Origin of the sequence: Rhodococcus sp. 05-340-2, from assembly GCF_002258915.1 — a bacterium.
Classification (GTDB): Bacteria; Actinomycetota; Actinomycetes; order Mycobacteriales; family Mycobacteriaceae; genus Rhodococcoides.
In genome coordinates this window covers 83,006-100,687 of the sequence record NZ_NOYU01000027.1, presented here as the reverse complement: position 1 = coordinate 100,687, position 17,682 = coordinate 83,006, and the positions used below count along the sequence as shown (strand labels likewise).

Annotated in this window: 16 protein-coding genes and 1 tRNA gene; 9 read left to right on the top strand and 8 right to left on the bottom strand. The window is 65.4% G+C overall.

The genetic code is table 11. The annotated features are described in order from the left end of the window. Positions 1-91 precede the first annotated feature (91 nt). Both CH271_RS15445 and CH271_RS15440 read left to right on the top strand, forming a co-directional pair. Positions 92-436 (top strand): YciI family protein, encoded by a 345-nt coding sequence (locus tag CH271_RS15445; protein WP_094634157.1) that lies wholly within the window; start codon positions 92-94, stop codon positions 434-436. Between the two features lie 31 nt (positions 437-467). After that, positions 468-1,748, top strand: a complete 1,281-nt coding sequence (locus CH271_RS15440) for an RNA polymerase sigma factor (protein ID WP_094634156.1) — start codon at positions 468-470, stop codon at positions 1,746-1,748. Here CH271_RS15440 and CH271_RS15435 read toward each other — a convergent pair. Beyond that, entirely contained in the window at positions 1,721-2,266 is a 546-nt protein-coding gene (locus tag CH271_RS15435) for a GNAT family N-acetyltransferase (protein WP_094634155.1), read from the bottom strand. The two genes, CH271_RS15440 and CH271_RS15435, sit on opposite strands and share 28 nt — an antisense overlap. A 69-nt stretch (positions 2,267-2,335) precedes the next feature. Between CH271_RS15435 and CH271_RS15430 the strand changes: the two genes are divergently transcribed. After that, entirely contained in the window at positions 2,336-2,521 is a 186-nt protein-coding gene (locus CH271_RS15430) for a hypothetical protein (RefSeq protein ID WP_094634524.1), read from the top strand. A 39-nt stretch (positions 2,522-2,560) separates the two neighbouring features. Here CH271_RS15430 and CH271_RS15425 read toward each other — a convergent pair whose 3' ends face one another. Beyond that, positions 2,561-3,076: a putative immunity protein gene (locus CH271_RS15425; RefSeq protein WP_094634154.1), complete on the bottom strand. Its 516-nt coding sequence runs from the start codon at positions 3,074-3,076 to the stop codon at positions 2,561-2,563. 111 nt (positions 3,077-3,187) lie between these two features. Continuing rightward, positions 3,188-3,264: transfer RNA gene (locus tag CH271_RS15420), tRNA-Met, on the bottom strand. A 502-nt stretch (positions 3,265-3,766) separates the two neighbouring features. Between CH271_RS15420 and CH271_RS15415 the strand changes: the two genes are divergently transcribed. Beyond that, positions 3,767-4,330, top strand: coding sequence for a transglycosylase family protein (locus CH271_RS15415; protein WP_094634153.1), 564 nt, complete (start codon positions 3,767-3,769; stop codon positions 4,328-4,330). A 144-nt stretch (positions 4,331-4,474) separates the two neighbouring features. On the opposite strand, the gene CH271_RS15410 is transcribed toward CH271_RS15415, so the two are convergent. Next, positions 4,475-7,435 (bottom strand): UPF0182 family protein, encoded by a 2,961-nt coding sequence (locus CH271_RS15410; RefSeq protein WP_179274645.1) that lies wholly within the window; start codon positions 7,433-7,435, stop codon positions 4,475-4,477. A gap of 276 nt (positions 7,436-7,711) precedes the next feature. On the opposite strand from CH271_RS15410, the gene CH271_RS15405 reads away from it, so the two are divergent. Next, positions 7,712-8,290, top strand: a complete 579-nt coding sequence (locus tag CH271_RS15405; RefSeq protein WP_037190227.1) for a PPA1309 family protein — start codon at positions 7,712-7,714, stop codon at positions 8,288-8,290. A gap of 13 nt (positions 8,291-8,303) precedes the next feature. On the opposite strand, the gene CH271_RS15400 is transcribed toward CH271_RS15405, so the two are convergent. Further along, on the bottom strand, positions 8,304-9,329 hold the full coding sequence (locus tag CH271_RS15400) for a YlbL family protein (RefSeq protein WP_037189850.1): 1,026 nt from the start codon (positions 9,327-9,329) through the stop codon (positions 8,304-8,306). A 146-nt stretch (positions 9,330-9,475) separates the two neighbouring features. Between CH271_RS15400 and CH271_RS15395 the strand changes: the two genes are divergently transcribed. The 3 genes from CH271_RS15395 (at position 9,476) to CH271_RS15385 (ending at position 13,302) form a co-directional block, all read left to right on the top strand. Next, on the top strand, positions 9,476-10,882 hold the full coding sequence (locus CH271_RS15395) for a zinc-dependent metalloprotease (RefSeq protein ID WP_094634151.1): 1,407 nt from the start codon (positions 9,476-9,478) through the stop codon (positions 10,880-10,882). A gap of 123 nt (positions 10,883-11,005) precedes the next feature. Beyond that, complete coding sequence (locus CH271_RS15390) at positions 11,006-11,899, top strand: hypothetical protein (RefSeq protein ID WP_094634150.1); 894 nt, start codon at positions 11,006-11,008, stop codon at positions 11,897-11,899. Between the two features lie 92 nt (positions 11,900-11,991). Then, positions 11,992-13,302: an ABC1 kinase family protein gene (locus tag CH271_RS15385; RefSeq protein ID WP_037189855.1), complete on the top strand. Its 1,311-nt coding sequence runs from the start codon at positions 11,992-11,994 to the stop codon at positions 13,300-13,302. A 34-nt stretch (positions 13,303-13,336) separates the two neighbouring features. Here the strand turns inward: CH271_RS15385 and CH271_RS15380 are convergent, their stop codons facing one another. After that, on the bottom strand, positions 13,337-13,657 hold the full coding sequence (locus tag CH271_RS15380) for a WhiB family transcriptional regulator (RefSeq protein ID WP_037189857.1): 321 nt from the start codon (positions 13,655-13,657) through the stop codon (positions 13,337-13,339). A 603-nt stretch (positions 13,658-14,260) separates the two neighbouring features. Further along, positions 14,261-16,375 carry an ATP-dependent DNA helicase UvrD2 gene (locus CH271_RS15375; RefSeq protein ID WP_371828427.1) on the bottom strand — a complete coding sequence of 705 codons (2,115 nt, stop codon included), beginning with the start codon at positions 16,373-16,375 and terminating at the stop codon, positions 14,261-14,263. A 117-nt stretch (positions 16,376-16,492) separates the two neighbouring features. Here CH271_RS15375 and CH271_RS15370 point away from each other — a divergent pair, with 117 nt between their 5' ends. Then, positions 16,493-16,762 (top strand): mycoredoxin, encoded by a 270-nt coding sequence (locus CH271_RS15370; protein ID WP_032398313.1) that lies wholly within the window; start codon positions 16,493-16,495, stop codon positions 16,760-16,762. A 6-nt stretch (positions 16,763-16,768) separates the two neighbouring features. Here the strand turns inward: CH271_RS15370 and nudC are convergent, their stop codons facing one another. Next, positions 16,769-17,671 (bottom strand): NAD(+) diphosphatase, encoded by a 903-nt coding sequence (gene nudC / locus CH271_RS15365; protein WP_094634523.1) that lies wholly within the window; start codon positions 17,669-17,671, stop codon positions 16,769-16,771. Positions 17,672-17,682: the final 11 nt, after the last annotated feature.

Here is a 17,682-nt window from a genome sequence, read left to right as displayed (position 1 = left end):
AGCCGATGTCGATATCGTGGTCTGTCGAACGTCGTCATCGTGTACGGCGACTCGCGCCGCGACACCGAGGTACCGAACCCAGGAGCGCACCATGAAGTACATCCTCTTGATCAACGCAAACACCGCACCCGGAGCAGCACCGGGCTGCAGCAGTGTCGAGGACTGGATGACGTACGAGAAGGAGATGAAGGAGGCGGGCGTCTACGTATCCGGTCACGCCATGGCCGACCTCACGACAGCCACGGCCGTGCGCGTCGATGCCACCACCGGAGAACGCACCGTCACCGACGGACCGTACGCCGAGTCGCACGAAGTACTGGGCGGCTACGACGTCATCGACGTTCCCGACCTGGACGCTGCACTCGAATGGGCGGCCCGATGCCCGGGCTCCAAGGACGGCGGCACGGTGATCGTCCGTCCCCTCGCCGAGTTCTGAACCGCCGAAACCTGACGTACCGGGTTCTTCGGTGACCGATGCCGAGGTTCGTCGAGCGCTCGACTCGGTCTTCCGAGCCGAGCGCTCGATTCTGCTCGCCTCGCTGGTGCAGCGGTATCGCGATCTCGACCTCGCAGAAGAAGTGACCTCGGACGCCATCGAATCGGCGCTGACACACTGGCCGGTCGATGGTGTCCCGGCCAGGCCTGGCGCCTGGTTGCTCACCACTGCCCGGCGGAAGGCGGTCGATCGCCTGCGGCGCGACCAGAGCCTGGCCGCGAAAGTCGGAGTGCTGCAGGCTGATACGGATCGTAGCGAACCGAGTCACCTGAATTCGCTCGACGACAGTCTGCCCGACGACCGACTGCAGTTGTTCTTCACCTGCGCGCATCCGGCCCTCGCCGCCGGTGACCGGCTCGCACTGACTCTCCGATGCCTGGCCGGTCTCACCACCGGCGAGGTGGCGCGGGCGCTGCTGATCCCTCCGGCCACGGCAGCGCAGCGAATAGTGCGAGCCAAGAACAAGATTCGCGTCGCACGGATCCCGTTCCGCCTCCCGGGCCCCGACGAATTGGCAGACAGGGTGCCGATGGTGCTCGAGGTGGTCTATTCGATCTTCACCGAGGGCTATTCTGCGACGTCGGGTGATCACGTCGGACGAATCGATCTCACCGACGAGGCACTCGGGATGGGCCGACTCCTGCACGCCGCATTGCCGGGCGAGCCCGAAGTGACCGGTGTACTGGCGCTGATGTTGCTCGTCGACGCACGACGCGATGCTCGAATCGGACCGGACGGTGAAATCGTGTTGTTGGCCGACCAAGACCGTCGACTCTGGAATGCCGCGTTCATCGCCGAGGGTACGAACCTCGTGGTCGAGGCCCTCGGCGGCGGCCGGAGCGGTCCTTACGCCGTGCAGGCGGCCATTGCTGCACTGCACGACGAAGCACCGGACGCCGACAGCACGGACTGGCCTCAGATCGTTGCCCTGTACGACGTGCTCATGACGCGGGCACCGAGCGCGGTCGTCGCGCTGAACCGGGCGGTCGCGCTTGCGATGCGCGATGGTCCAGCGGCCGGGCTGCAGGAATTGGATCTGCTCGCCGATGAGCCGTCACTGCGCCGCTATCACCCCTATCCGACGGCGAGAGCCGATCTGCTGCAACGACTCGACAGGTTCGAGGAGGCGGCTGTCGACTATCGACGAGCGTTGGATTTCGCCCGAACCGCACCGGAGAAGCGCCTGCTACGACGTCGGCTCGCGGAGGTGAACACCTGCCGCGCTCAGGCCGACAGCACCACGTCCACCTGACCTGCTGTCAACGGGCGGTCCGCGTACACCGAGCGAACTGCGTCGGCGTCGGGATTGCCGACGTCGGGTCCACGGGCGATCAGCTCCAGGCCCGCGCGCTCGGCCACCCGGGCCGACGCGACGTTGTGCTCGAGGAGGTACGCCACGATCGGCAATTCGGGCTCGGTTCGGTGCGCGCACTCGACTGCGATCTCACACATCTCCGCGGCGTACCCGTTGCCCTGTGCGTCGGGATGGAGGCGATACCCGAGATTCCAGAAGGTGTTCCGCCGCTTCGAGCATCCGCCGTAGCCACTGATCGTGCGGCTGCCGCGCTCACGAATGATCCAGGTGGACAGTCCGTCCCGCCGCCACTGCTCCGCCCAGCTCTGCAACATTCGTTCGGTTGCACCGGGATCGGTGTGCCGCAGGCTCGGGAAGTGTGTCCACGACTGCGGGTCGCTGCAGATCGCGTACAGCGCATCGAGATCCGTGCCGACCGGCTCGTCGAGATCGAGACGCGAGGTTCGTGTTCGCACACCGTGAATCCTAGGCGGAAGAAGTCTGGTAGACCGGTGGTACACGATCGAGCGAAGGGTGTGACCGTCATGGCCGAGTGGATCAAGAAGATCGAAGAGAACGCGAAGGGCCTCATCGCCGAGGCAGAGCAGGAACTGACCGCACTCGAGGGTGTGGACACCGTCGACCTCACAGCTGACGATGCAGACACGACCGACGGCGACACCCCTGAAGCGGTCACCAGCGACGATGCGCGAGAGCAGGTCTCGGACTGACGCCATGACGGACCGCCGTCCGCGGCCGCAGTGGACGGCTCAGTCGTCGAACACGGACCAGCAGATACTGTTTCTTCTCTGCTGATCTTCCAGTACCAACTCCCGCACACTGGTCGGTAGTCGTTCTCGCTGCCATCGCAGTTCCTCGCGGCCCGTGTTCGTCTCCGCACCTGCAGGTGCGGCGGCCCGTACCGCCTTGATGGCGTAGGCAGCCGCCCCCAGGTCGTGCTCGGGTACGTGAGCTACACACGCCGCCTGGCCGGCCGCATATGCGGCGAAGCGCTCGGCACCGCTCAGCGGCCGTGCCGCACCCATGGCATGGCCACCGAGAGCGCGGGTAGCCATCATCGCGAGTTCGCCGCGCGTCCAGTCCCGAATGCCCTCGATTGCCTCACGCGGCCGCGAGTCGGAGGGTTCGACAGTCTCGAACAAGTGGAGAACATGTTCCGCGCACTCGGCCGCCCAGAGCGCGAGACTCCGGTGATCGTCGTCGGTCAGAAGTCCACCGCGACGCACGGTGACGAGGCGAGAGTCTCGGACGGCGGGAAGAATCATGTGAGTCGATCCTCCCAGCGTTTTCGCGTTCGGCCGTCGCCCGAACGGCCGGTCATGCGTCTATCAGAGCATGAAAAAAGACCCAGGACATCTGTCCTGGGCCTTTTTCGGTGGTAGCGGGGACAGGATTTGAACCTGCGACCTCTGGGTTATGAGCCCAGCGAGCTACCGAGCTGCTCCACCCCGCGTTGCAATTACGAAGTTACTCCCGTGTGTACAGCCAATGCAAATCACATAACTTCTCGGCGCTCTCACGCGCTCGAACGAGTGCATGACAACGCGTCACAGCGCGCGATTATCATGTCGGAGGCGGTTCAAAATAGTGCTCCACGTCTCTTTTGATGCGTGTTTCGAGTCACATAACGGTGGGGTTACAGACTTGAAACAATACCGCCACAAGTTGGTCTGAGCTGCGAAAACACCTACTTTCGTCCCAACATGTGGACACCTGTCATCCCATTCCGGCTCAGTGACGGTGAGCAGATCCTCGACTACCTTCACGGACGGCCCTAAACCGCTGGGCCTGCACCACCCCGCCGCTCCTTTCGCTCTGCCCCGCGGGTGTGGTCCCCAAGACGTACGGGGGCAGAGCCGCGACGATACGAAGTGCCTGGTCGCCACCGCCATCAACACCGGCGAAACGATTGCAGGCCAGTCGCGCCAGTAGAGCGCGGAGAGGATTCACCCCGAATGACCACACTGAACAATGTCGGCAAGCGTGCACTCGGATTGGCCGCCATCGCAGGTGCCGCCGTAGCAATCCCCCTCGGCCTCTCGGCCGGAACCGCCAACGCAGCCCCGAACAACTGGGACGCGGTCGCGCAGTGCGAGAGCGGTGGCAACTGGAGCATCAACACCGGAAACGGCTACTACGGTGGCCTGCAGTTCTCGCAGAGCACCTGGACGGCCAACGGCGGATCCGGATCACCGGCCAACGCATCCAAGGCCGAGCAGATCCGCGTCGCGGAGAACACTCTTCAGACCCAGGGACCGGGCGCATGGCCCGTGTGCGGTCAGCAGCTGAGCAAGGGTGCCTCCGCTCCCGAGCCCGAGACAGCTCCCGCACCGGCACCGCAGCCGGCTCCCGCACCGGCACCGGCACCGGCCGTGGCCCCCGAGGCCGCAGCGGCCACGCAGGCTGCACAGGGCGCATTCGACGCCGCGTCCAAGCTTGCCGACCAGTACGGCCTGAGCACCCAGTTCCAGCACCTCGTTGCTGCCAACGCCCCGGTGCTCGCGCCCATCGGACGCTGATCCACCCGGCAGTTCGTCGAACTGCCACACACCTTGCCGCTGTGCCCCGCGCACGAGCCAGGTGACGAACGACAAAAGAGCCGCCTCACCGTTTCGGTGAGGCGGCTCTTTCTCGTTCACATCATCGTGCGGTGAACGTGTCGATCAACTGCCGGTGCTGTTGTACGTGTCGACCGCGGTCTGCAGGTTCTCGAGCGCAGTGCCGAGTTCCGCCAGATCTCCACTCTGCTGCGCCGTGCGCACAGCGGAGAGTGCAGCGTTCAAACCGGTGACGGCAGCATCCCTGGTCGTCGAACCGCCGGTGGTCGGCGCAGGAGTGGCCGGGGTCGACCCGCCGTCGGACGGTGTCGTCTCCGGTACGGCACCTGGCTGCGTGGTTCCGTCGGTCTCACCGGGTGCCGTGACGGTACGACCGGCACCTGCTCCGAAGACCTGCTCGATGGCTTCGGGCAATGTGGCGGCATACCCGACGCGGCCCTCGTACGAGACCAGCACTCGAATCAACTGCGGGTACGCAGAGGCCTCGTTGGTACGCGAGGCGTACACCGGCTCCACGTAGATCAACCCGCCGTTACCGACCGGAAGGGTCAGCAGGTTGCCGAACTCCACGGTGTTCTCACGGCGCACGATGCCGAGACTCTCGGATACGTCCGTGGTGGTCGTCATCTGGTTCTGCACCTGGTTCGGACCCTGAGTGGAGGTATCCGTCGGCAACCTCAGCACCGTGATCTTGCCGTAGTTCTCCGGATCGGAATCCGCACTGACGTATGCGCCCAACACCTCTCGGCGGTAACCGACGAGCGCGCTGGTCAGCTGGAACGACGGCTGATTCTCCTCGTTGGAGATGTCGGAGGCGACCACGTAGTACGGCGGCTGCTTCGCCGCGGTGTTCTCTGCGGTCGGGTCGGTCGGAACCTCCCAGAACGCGTTGTTCGTGAAGAACTCCCGCGGATCGTTGACGTGGTACTTGGTCAGCAACTCGCGCTGGACCTTGAACAGGTCCTCCGGGTAGCGGAAGTGGTCGCGGAGTTCGTCGGACACCTGGTCCTTCGGGATGACGGTTCCCGGGAACACACCTTCCCATGCCTTGAGCACCGGATCGTTCTCGTCCTGCTCGTAGAGCTTGACGGTGCCGTCGTACGCATCGACGGTGGCCTTGACCGAGTTGCGGATGTACGACACCTCTCGGCTCGGCAGCGCACGCGTCGTCGTCGACTCGATGCTGTCGGCAGTGGCGTCCTCGAGCGACATCCGCTGGGCGTACGGGAAGTTGTCCAACGTGGTGTACCCGTCGATGATCCAGACGAGCTTGCCCTCGACGATCGCCGGGTAGGTCGATCCGTCCGTGGTCAACCACGGTGCGACCTTCTGTACGCGGTCGCGGGGGTCACGGTTGAACAGGATCTTCGACTCGTCGCCGATGACGCTCGAGAACAGGATGTTGCGCTCGGCGTACTTGCTGGCGAAGACGAGTCGGTTGAAGAAGTTGCCGACGTCGACGCCTGCTGCACCGGTGTAGGTGTAGCTCTTGCTGTCGGTGTCGTACTCACGGGGCTCGCCGGTGGAACCGACGATGGAGTAGTCCGCGTCGGAGTTGGCGATGACCGGGCCGAAGTAGATACGCGGCTGGTCCAGGTCGCCGGGGCCGTCCTTACGGATGGTGCCCTCGGAATCGTTCTCGATCCAGTTGACCTGGTAGTTCGGGTAACCGCCACGCCCACCGCTGGATTCGTCGGCGACGGCCTCGTCGACGGAGTTGGCCGGCGCTGCGACGAAGCCGTTTCCGTGCGTGAACACGGTGTGGCGGTTGATCCAGTCACGCTGGTTCGCGTCGAGCGTCTGCGGTGAGATCTCGCGAGCTGCAACGACGTAGTCGCGCAGGTTTCCGTCTGCATCCGGGTACCGGTCGACGGCGAGCGTGTCGGGAAACCCGTAGAAGTTACGGATCTGACGCTGCTGAGTGAAGGTGGGGGCGAGGATGTTCGGGTCGAGCAGTCGGATGTTGGACATCGTCGCAGACTCGGCTGCGACCTCGCCCGGGCTCAGAGTCGCCTCACCGGAGTAGTCCCGGTAGGTGACCTGCTCGTCGGTCAACCCGTACGCGTCTCGGGTGGCCGCGATGTTCCGCTCGATGTATGTGCTCTCCTTGTCGGCCGCGTTCGGGCGGACCGAGAACTGCTCCATCACCAGCGGCCAGACGGCACCGATGAGGATCGACGAGAGCACCAGCAAAGCCGTGGCCAACGCCGGGATCCGGAGATCACGCAGGAATATCGCTGCGAAGAAGGCGATCGCACAGATCACCGCGATCGCCAGCAGGATCAGTTTGGCCGGCAACACCGCGTTGATATCGGTGAAGCTGGCACCGGTGAACGTGGGTTCCTTACGACTGCTCGAGAGCAGCGTGTACCGGTCGAACCAGTATGCGACGGCCTTGAGCAGAACGAAGGTACCGGCCAGAACGGCGAGCTGAATGCGTGCGGCGCGGGTCAGAGCACCCTCGCGTCCGGCCAGTCGAATCCCGCCGAACACGTACTGGGTGACCAGGTTCGCGAAGAACGCAACCAGGATGGCAACGAACAGCCAGTTGAGAACGAAGCGATAGAACGGGAGGTCGAACGAGTAGAAGCCGACATCCAGATTGAACTGCGGATCGGTGATCCCGAAGTCGCCGCCGCGGAGGAACAACTGCACGGTCGCCCAATTGGTCTGGGCGATCATGCCGGACAGGAACCCGAACACCACTGGAATTCCGATGCCGAACAGGCGCAACCGGCTCATCACCGTGGTGCGGTACCGCGCAATCGGATCGTTGGGCCCGGCGACGGGCACGAACACCGGACGGTTGCGGTACGCCACGGCAAGCGCCGCGAACACGATGAGTCCGACGACCAGTGCGACGACGACGAAGATCGCCAATCGCGTCAGCAGTGTGGTGGTGTAGACGCCGCGGAAGTCGACCTCTCCGAACCACAGCCAGTTGGTGTAGATGTCGATCAGACGGGGACCGATGAGCAGCAAACCTGCTGCTACCAAGGCCAATACGAGCAAGATCCGGCTGCGCCGTGACAAGGACGGCATACCGGTGGGGGGCCTCATGCCCACGTGCCACACTCCAACTTCGGGCGACGCCGACGGCGCCGCAGATGACTTCGGCGGCGCACTCGCCGTGCGCCGCATGTCCGTTTCGCCCTACTGTACGTACGTTGATCCTACGGCTGCGACACCCGTACTGCGTCCGCGCCAGGCCGCAGGTCAGGAGCATCGGCATCCAGTGAACCATTCGGATGCGAGGATAGTGCGGTGAGCAACGACAGCAACGGACTGCCCGGCCAAGACGATTTCGGTAGCGAGTTCGACCCCGAGTCGGGTGGGCAGGACGTGGCCGAGGCTCTGGCTCGATGTGCCCGCGAGGTGGCGGATTTCGTCGATGCAGGTGGGTGGCACCAGGCACCACAGATGTTCGCGTTGGTTCCCACCGCAGCGCTCGCCGCGGCCGAGCCGGGACTCCTCGACGATCTCGCCGACGGCGCTGCCCTCACCCCGATCCAGCAGCATTCACTCCCCGAGGACATCACCGGCGGCTCCCCCGCCCTGGACGAGTTCCTCGCCACCTCGACATGGCCCGAGGGTGTCGTCGGATGCGCCCTGGTTCAGGAGATCGTCGTGCTCCCCCCGGCTGCCGAATCGACCCTCGACGATGCCTTGATGCCGTTGCTCGCCGATCCCGATGCGGCCGACCAGGCCGCGCGCTCGGCCGCCGAGAACCACCCCGAGAAACGGGATGCTCGGTTGATCGTCGCGGTCCTCAAGGACGGTCCGTCCTTGACTCTGCTGCAGTTGCACCCGGACGAGGACGCCGACCCGTTCGCTCCCATCGATCTTCGCATCGCGGAGGACCTGGCCCCCAACGTCGTGCACGGCCTCTACGCAACGTTCGACGTGATGGAAGACGACTAGCGACAGCGCTGGGTCAGCTGCAGGACGGTACGTCGCCGCCGGACCCGATCGCCTGCAGCGAGTCGACCGCACTGTCCAGCGACTCGACGCGGACCAATCTGAGGCCGTCGGGGACGTTCTGTTGCGCCTCACCGCAGTTCGCGTCCGGCACCAGGAACGTGGTGGCTCCGGCTTCGCGGGCGGCGATCAGCTTGTACGGAATGCCGCCGATGGGGCCGACCGTCCCGTCGGCATCGATGGTTCCCGTCCCCGCGACGAACTCTCCGTTGCTCAGCTCACCGGGACTGAGCTTGTCGACCACGGCCAGGCTGAACATCAGACCGGCCGACGGTCCGCCGACATCGGCGAGGTTGAACTTCACGTCGAACGGCACGTCCGGCTGCTCTTCGGGCGTGACTCCCAGGTATCCCAGGGATGCGTCGTCGGGCCGAGCACCGAGGACGACCGCACTGGTCTGCGTCGAGCCGTCTCGCACGTACTCGATGTCGAGAGAATCACCCGGCGCTCTGGAACTGACAGCCTCGCGAACTGCCGACGCGGTCGCGACGGGCGTACCGCCGACCGAGACCAGCGTGTCCCCCACATTCAGCACGCCCGCAGCAGGGCCGTCCTCGGCCACACTGGCCACCGCCAGTGACACCGGCAGATCCAGGTGGTGCAGAGCAGCCAGTTCGGCGCTGGATTCGGACTCCTCGAAATCCGCCTGATTACCTTCCTGCACTTCTTCTTTCGTCTTGTCCGGCGGATAGACCTCCTCGCGCGGAACGAGTCCTTGCCTGCCGCTGGCCCAGAAGCCGAGAGCCTCGAACAGATTGAGCTGATCGCGCACGGCCACGGTCGTCATGTTCAGGTGACCCGTTGTCGGGTCGACCTCGGTTCCGTCGATCTGCACCACGGGCACCCCGTCGACGTCGCCGAGAGTGTTGTACGTCGGGCCGGGGCCGAGGGCGGCGAACGGAACGGTGACGACCGAGCCGGTGACGCCCAGCACCACCACGGGTACCAGGGCAGCGACAAGAGTGGCGATCCTTCGGTTCACTCCGTAGACACTAGATCCGAATACGGTCGACGGTGCAGACCGCCCCTACCGAGTGCGTCCGTGCCGACTTCTCGCGGGTCCCACTGTTCGCCGTCAGCGTGACGATCCACCACTCTCTCCGTTCGCCGGGCTTGTACCGTTGAGTCATGAGCAATTTTGGTTTCGGTGCCTCCGACGACGACCCGGACAAGAAGAAGGATGCGGACGGCTCGGGCAACCCTGCCGGCTTCGGGTTCGGTGGCGAGGGATTCGACCCAGCACAGCTGGGCCAGATGCTCACCCAGTTCGGCCAGATGCTCAGCGGAATGGGAGCTGCAGGCGGGACCGGTTCGGGGCCGGTGAACTACGACCTGGCCAAGCAGCTGGCACGCCAGCAGATGGGCGACTTCAGCCCGGTGTCGGCAGGCGAACGAGAGGCCATCACCGACGCAGCGCACCTGGCCGAGCTGTGGCTGGACGGGGCGACGACGCTGCCCGCCGGTGCCACGAAGACCGTTGCGTGGACACCGGTCGACTGGCTCGACAACACGATCGACACCTGGAAGCGCCTGTGCGACCCCGTCGCCGAGCAGATTTCGGGCATGTGGACCTCCGGCCTTCCCGCCGAGGCCCAGCAGATGGCCGGGCCGATGATGGGCATGCTGACCCAGATGGGCGGAATGGCGTTCGGCTCGCAACTCGGCCAGGCTCTCGGCCAGCTGTCCAAGGAGGTTCTGACGTCCACCGACATCGGCCTGCCCCTCGGACCGTCGGGAACGGCGGCGTTGCTGCCGTCGGCCATCGCGTCGTTCAGTGAAGGACTCGAGCAGCCCGATCGCGAGGTGCTGGTGTTCCTTGCCGCTCGTGAGGCCGCACATCAGCGGCTCTACAGCCACATTCCGTGGTTGCGGCAGCGGGTTCTGGCCACCGTCGAGGAGTACGCGCGCGGCATCCGGATGGACTTCTCTGCCATCGAGGAGGCCGCCGCAGGGCTCGACCCGTCCGCACTGACCGATCCGTCGAAGATCGAGGCGATCCTGCAACAGGGTGCCTTCGAGCCACAGACCACGCCGGAGCAGAAGCACGCACTCGAGCGTCTCGAGACGCTGCTCGCCCTGGTCGAAGGCTGGGTCGAGACGGTGGTTGCGGCCGCTCTGGGCGAGCGCCTTCCCGGTGCCGTCGCGCTCGGCGAAACCATCCGGCGCCGTCGGGCGTCGGGAGGCCCGGCCGAACAGACCTTCGCGACGCTGGTCGGTCTCGAACTGCGACCCCGCAAAGTCCGCGAGGCAGCCGATCTGTGGCGTCAGCTCCTCGCCGCATCCGACATCGAGGGACGTGACGGTGTGTGGGCACACCCCGATCTGCTGCCCGACTCGTCGGACCTGGACAACCCCGCGGCGTTCATCGACAGGGTCGTCGGCGGTGGCACGTCGAGCTTCGACGACCCGATCGCGCAGCTCGAAGCGATGGAGGCCATGGAAGCCAAGGAGCGAGCCGAGGCTGCCGAGCGTGCCGCCGAAAACGACGACAAGGGCACCGACGGTGATCCCGAGAAGGGTTCGTCCACAACCTGACCCTGCCGGTTTCGCACCACTTCGATCGAACGCGTCGAGCGCCTGCTCAGAGGCACTTCCACCCTGTGGATAACGTGCCCCGAGCGGGCGCTCTTCGCTGTCGGCGCTGTCAGAGTGTGTCTCATGATCACACCGACCGTTCGACTCGATCCAGCGGTGGCAATTCTGCCGCGACGAGACGGCACCGTTCAGTTGGGCTGGAATCCCGAGACCAGCGTCGTCGTCACTCCACCTCCCGGTGCCGAGCCTGGCTCGATACTCGAAATACTCCGACTCCTCGCCGCGGGCCATTCCAGACCTCACATCGTCTGTCAAGCAATGACATTGGGACTGTCCGCCAATCGGACATCGGCGATGCTCGGAGAGTTGGAGGATTCCGGGCTGCTGATGCACGGCACGAGCGAACCGGTGGTGCCCGACGCCTCGCTTCGGGCCTCGCAGTCCGGACCGGGGGCGGTGAAAACCGTCCACCTCGTGGGGCGGGGGCCGATCTCGGACGCGTTGGCCTCCGGCCTGAGTCGCACCGGCGTCACCGTGACCCGGACCAGTCTGACTCCGACGCGCTACCCGCACTCGGTGGTGAGGTCGTGGAACTACGACGTCGTGGTACTGGCCGACGATCTGGTCGCCGAACCTCGGCTGGTGACCGACCTGGTGCGTCTGCGCATCCCACATCTGCAGGTGCGGTTACGAGACGGGAAGGGCATCGTCGGGCCTTTCGTGCTGCCCGGTCGGACGAGTTGCCTGCGGTGCGCTGATCTGACGCGCTGCGACTTCGAGCCGGAGTGGCCGCATCTGTCAGCCCAGCTGCTCGGCTCGGTCGGCCAAGCGAGCAGCGCGACGGTGTTGGCCACGGCAGCGTTCGCGTTCGCTCAGTTGGAGAACCTCATCGGCCGATCCGACGCCGCAATTCCCGAGACTGCGGACTGCACGATGGAACTGGACTTCGCAGCAACCGGAACCACCGTGCACAAACGACCGTGGTCCAAGCACCCGCACTGCGATTGCTGGTACTGACGAATCGCGCTCGCGGCGAGTTCACCTCGACCGATAGGGGTCGGCGCGGGGCGGTCCGAGCAATTGTCGGAAGGTTCAGCCATGATGGAGCTGTGTCTGACATACCGCGCCGTGGATCGACTCGTACTGCCAAACTGGCCAGCATTCCCCTCGGAATGGCCGGTCGTGCCGCCGTAGGGTTCGGCAAGAAGCTCGCAGGCGGCAATCGCGACGAAATCGATGCGGATATGGCCGCCAAAGCAGCAGAACAGCTCTTCTCCGTTCTCGGGGAACTCAAGGGCGGTGCCATGAAGCTCGGGCAGATGCTCTCGGTGATGGAAGCGGCCGTTCCCGAGGAGTATTCGGAGCCGTACCGCGAGGCGCTGACCAAGCTGCAGGCGCAGGGCCCGCCCATGCCCGCGAAGACCGTGCATCGGGTGTTGGACCAGCAACTCGGGACTGCGTGGCGGTCACGTTTTCTCGATTTCGACGACACAGCGATCGCCTCTGCGAGCATCGGGCAGGTGCACCGAGCAACGTGGTCGGATGGCCGCGATGTCGCGGTCAAGATCCAGTACCCCGGTGCAGACGACGCATTGCGCTCCGACCTCAAGACGCTGTCGCGGTTCGCGAACCTGTTCAGCACGGTGCTCGCAGGCACGGACGTCAAGCCGGTGCTCGAAGAACTGACGGCTCGTACCGAGGACGAGCTCGACTACCGTATCGAGGCGGCCAACCAACGTGCCTTCAGCAAGGAATTCGCGGGCGATCCCCAGTTCGCCATTCCCAAGATCGTCGCCAGCGCACCCAAAGTCGTTGTCAGCGAATGGATGACGGGTCGGCCGCTGGCCGATGTGATCGCGAACGGAACGGCCGAGGAACGTAACCAGGCGGGCGAACTGCTCGCGTTGTTCGCATTCGTGTCTCCGGCGCGGGCGAAGTTGTTGCACGCCGATCCTCATCCGGGCAACTTCATGATGCTCGACGACGGACGCATGGGTGTCATCGATTTCGGTGCCTGCGCTCCGATGCCCGACGGCCTCCCTCCGGTTCTCGGCAGAATGGTCTCGCTCGCGCGTGACGAGAAGTTCGACGAGCTCGTGGTGTTGTTCACCGAGAGCGGCTTCGTGGTTCCGGGCCGAACGGTGACGGAGAAGGAGATCGAAGACTATCTGCGTCCCTTCACCGATCCGATTCACACCGAATCGTTCCACTTCACCAGGGCCTGGCTGCAGAAGGCTGCGGGCACCGCGACAGATTTCAACAGTGCGCAGTTCCGCACCGTTCGCGCGTTGAACATGCCCGCCGAGTACGTGATGATCTTCCGGGTGCTCGGTGGGCTGGTCGGAATCTGCGCGCAATTGGACGCCTACGCGCCGTACATGGCCATCCTCACCGAGTGGCTGCCCGGCTTCACCGACTGATTCGTTCGGCGAAACCGGGCACCGGTCTCGGACATCATGCTGCGTTCTTGCGCGGACGTCCTCGGGGACGCTTGCGGGCGATGACGACACCCTGCTCGAGGATCTCGCCGCCCCATACGCCCCACGGCTCGGCGCGGTCGAGGGCCGCGCTCAGGCACGTACGCCGGATGGGGCATTCGGCGCACAGCGCCTTGGCCTGCTCGAGTTCGGCAGGGGTGTCGGCGAACCACATGTCGGGGTTCGCCGCTCGGCAGGGCACCGACAAGGCCAGTTCGACCGATTCGGTCGAATACTGTGCAGCGTAGGCACTCTCGGACTCTGGTCGGCATGTCGTCCGGATCGTGGCGGTTGACACGTCGGTCTCCTCTACTTTTCGTGCGGCGTCGTTATCGGTTCGAGGGGTGATGCGAACCTGTCGGCCTCACGCTCGGGTAGAGGAACTACCTGAACGAGAAAGGCCACGGTCCGCGAGTGCGGGTCCGTGGCCTGGTGGGGCTTGTCGAAGCGTCTACCGACAGTGAAGTCGGTATCTGCTGTCGAGCACGGACGCACATGGTGCGCGGTGACGTCGGGCTGCCTGAGCAACGGCTTTCGCTCCTGGTGCCAGGGCGACCTGGGCGGAATTCGACCCCGAGGCCGCATATGCGGACTCCTGCATGGGGCCGAAAGCAGAGGAACGAATCCACGTCTGCGCAACAGAGCCTGCGGCGGCGGCATGAGTGCCGAGGGGGGCAACTCCGAAAGGTGCCGTGCCGAGGACAGGGCTGAACGCGACGGTTGCGTCGGCAACGGCGGCGTGGAATGTGTTGATCATTTTTTTCAGCTCCTGTTCTGGTCTCGTAGGCGGATTGGACGGTGCGCGATCTCCCGCTGCACGTGAAACAGACTAAGCCCCCCGCCGATATCTGCACAAGTTATTTTCTACCTGCGGTTTTGCGGCGATTTCCCTACCTTCGCGTCACGTGTCCGAGGCCCGCACCACGGTGAGGACTTCTTCTCCGAACCGTTCCAGTTTCTTGGCCCCGATTCCCGGAATCGCCACCAGCCCACGCTCGTCCTGCGGTTGCTGTTCCGCGATGGCCGTCAGCGTGTTGTCGCTGAACACCACGTACGCGGGCACCTTGAGTTCGCGGGACTTGTCCAATCTCCACGACTTCAGCGCGTCGAGCAGGGCGATATCGACGTTCGACGGGCAACTGTCGCATCGACCGAGCATGGTCGCGGACGTGCCGATCAGGGGCTTGCCGCACAACCGGCACTTGGGACCGGACTTCTTGGCGGCAGGCGCGGCGATACGCGAGGCCGGTGAGTCCTCGGGAATCAGACCGTTGAGAAACCTCGACCGGCGCCGCGATTTGCGTCCGCCCTCGTTGCGGGCCAGCGCCCAGGACAGATGCAGGTGGACGCGAGCTCGCGTGACACCGACGTAGAGCAGCCTGCGTTCCTCCTCGACGGCCGCCTCGTTGTTGGCGCTGGGGTCGTTGCCGATCGCGTGCGAGATCGGCAACGTGCCGTCGGCGAGACCGACGATGAACACTGCGTCCCACTCGAGACCCTTCGCAGCATGCAGCGAGGCGAGGGTGACGCCCTGGACCGTCGGTGGATGCCGCGCCTCGGCACGTGCGGCGAGCTCCCCCAACAATTTTTCGAGGGTCAGCTCCGGCTCGTGCACCAGAAGTTCTTCGGTGAGCTGCACAAGACCGCCGAGCGAGGCCCACTTCTCGCGGGCCTGCGCGCCCGTCGGCTCGGTTGCCGTCAGGCCGAGCGGGGCCAGCACCGCTCGCACCAGAGCCGGTAGTCCCTCGCCCGCCTGCGCGCCGTCGGGCAGATCGTCGCGACCGCCTGCCTGCCGCAGCGCGTTGACTCCCTGCCGCACCTCGGGTCTGGTGAAGAATCCCTCGCCGCCGCGCACCTGATAGGGAATCTTCAGCTCGGTCAACGCCTGTTCGTGTGCCTCCGACTGTGCGTTGATGCGGTACAGAATTGCGATCTCGGCCGGCTCGACGCCCTTCGAGATCAGCCTCTTGACCGCACGCGCCACACCGTCGGCTTCCGCAGGCTCGTCGTCGTACTCGAAGAACTCCGGCTCGGGTCCCGGCTCACGCTGACCGATCAATTGCAGTCGGGTGCCGGCGATGCGACCGCGAGCGGCTCCGATGACGCGGTTCGCCAGCGACACCACCTCGGGCGTCGAACGGTAGTCGCGCTCGAGCCGAACCACGGTGGCCTCGGGGTACTTCCGTGAGAAGTCGAGTAGATACCGCGGAGATGCGCCGGTGAAGGAATAGATGGTCTGGTTCGCGTCGCCGACGACGGTGAGATCGTCACGCTCGCCCACCCAGGCGTCGAGCACCCGCTGCTGCAACGGCGTCACGTCCTGGTACTCGTCGACGACGAAGCAGCGGTAGCGCTCGCGGAACTCGTCGGCCACCGACGAATGTTCTTCCAGCGCGGCGGCCGTGTGCAGCAGAAGGTCGTCGAAATCGAGCAACATCCCATCGCCGCCGCGGGACTTGAGCTCCTCGTAGCCGGCGTACACGGCGGCGACCTTGTTCGCGTCCATCGGAACGTCACGGCGATTGCTCGCCGCGATGCGTGGATAGTCCTCGGGTGCGATCAACGATCCCTTGGCCCATTCGATCTCTCCCGCGAGATCACGGATCGCGTCCGTGGACGTCGACACCCCGGCACGGTTCGCCGCCTGCGAGACGACGGTGAACTTGCGATCGAGAAGCTGCCACCCGGTGTCGCCGACCACCTGCGGCCAGAAGTACTTGAGCTGGCGCATGGCCGCGGCGTGAAACGTGCGAGCCTGCACCGGAGGACCGTCTCCCCCGACGCCGAGCTCGCGCAGACGGCCACGCATCTCGCCGGCCGCGCGCGCGGTGAACGTCACCGCCAGCACCTGCCCCGAGGACACGTGCCCGGCCGAGACGAGATGGGCGATGCGTCGGGTGATCGTGCGCGTCTTTCCCGTGCCTGCACCGGCCAGAACGCAGACCGGGCCGCGGGGAGCCAGTACCGCCGCGGATTGCTCCGGATCGAGTCCGGCGGTCATCGCGTCGTCAGCCATGAGGTCCATTGTGTCAGTGCGTACCGACAGTTCCACCCGGGGCCGAACCGGGCGGCGAGTCGGCCGATGCAGGTGTCGGTCGGAACAATCGGGTCGGCGCTCCTGTTGACTGTTGGCGTGACCACTACCGAGAACACCCCGCAGACCCCGGCCGCGCTGACCGTCTACTCCACCACGTGGTGCGGTTACTGCCGTCGGCTCAAGACCCAGCTCGACCAGGCCGGAATCGAGTACGCCGAGATCGACATCGAGCAGAACCCGGAGTCGGCCGACTTCGTCGGCAGCGTCAACAACGGCAACCATGTGGTGCCGACCGTGCTCTTCGCCGACGGATCGACGGCGACGAACCCCACTCTGGCCGAGGTCAAGCGCGCACTGTCGCTCTGATCGGCGTCAGGCCGTCGCCGCCCACGCCTCGAGCATTCCCCGAGCGATGGAGATCGAGCCCGGGAGAAGCAACCGGGAGGTCGATTCCGATCCCCAGTCGCCCAGCTCGAGCGCGGCGAGAACTTCTGCTCGATCGAACCAATGGGCCTCGGCGATCTCGCCGTCCTGAAAGTGCAGCGGTTGCTCCGGGTCGGCGACGGCGGAGAACCCGATCATCACCGAACGCGGAAACGGCCAGGGCTGGCTACCCAGATACTCGATGTCGGAGACGTCGAGGCCCACTTCTTCTCTGATCTCCCGCGTCACACAGGTTTCCAGCGATTCACCGGCCTCGACGAAGCCTGCCAGCACCGAGAAGCGACGCTCGGGCCACGCAGGTGCTCGCGCCAGCAGCACCCGATCGCCACCGTCGTGAACCAGACAGATCACCGCCGGATCGGTACGCGGGAATTCCTCGTGACCGGTGGACGTGCTCGTCCGCGACCACCCCGCGCTCGACGGAACCGAGGGTGCACCGTCGAGTGAGCTGAACTGCGCGCTCGCATGCCAATTGAGGATCGCCAGGGCACCGGTCACCATCGACAACGCGTCGCTGTCCAGTCGATCACCGTCGGTACGCAAGTCGCCGACCGTGCCTGCCACGACCTCCACCCGGCGGGCCCACAGGTGTCGATCGCCGTGTATTCCGAGAAAGACCGCGTCGGCCGTCGGCTCGGCAGCGACGTCCGCGGCGGAGCCGAGTACCAGGCCGTTCTCGTCCACCGCGAATCTGCCTCTGCCGTCCACGTTCAGGATGCGAGCAGTCGGCCAACCCGCTGCCAACGCTGCGGTGTCTCGACGCAGTTCCTCTGCCCTGTTCAGTGGCGATCGGGACAGTCGAGGTGGGTGGGCGAGTTGGAAGTTCGGCACGCGCACGACCC

Coding starts and splice junctions, on each gene's coding strand:
- CH271_RS15445 (WP_094634157.1), top strand. CDS start 92: ATGAAGTACATCCTCTTGATCAACGCAAACACCGCACCCGGAGCAGCA.
- CH271_RS15430 (WP_094634524.1), top strand. CDS start 2,336: ATGGCCGAGTGGATCAAGAAGATCGAAGAGAACGCGAAGGGCCTCATC.
- CH271_RS15425 (WP_094634154.1), bottom strand. CDS start 3,076: ATGATTCTTCCCGCCGTCCGAGACTCTCGCCTCGTCACCGTGCGTCGC.
- CH271_RS15390 (WP_094634150.1), top strand. CDS start 11,006: ATGATCACACCGACCGTTCGACTCGATCCAGCGGTGGCAATTCTGCCG.
- CH271_RS15395 (WP_094634151.1), top strand. CDS start 9,476: ATGAGCAATTTTGGTTTCGGTGCCTCCGACGACGACCCGGACAAGAAG.
- CH271_RS15375 (WP_371828427.1), bottom strand. CDS start 16,375: ATGGCTGACGACGCGATGACCGCCGGACTCGATCCGGAGCAATCCGCG.
- CH271_RS15415 (WP_094634153.1), top strand. CDS start 3,767: ATGACCACACTGAACAATGTCGGCAAGCGTGCACTCGGATTGGCCGCC.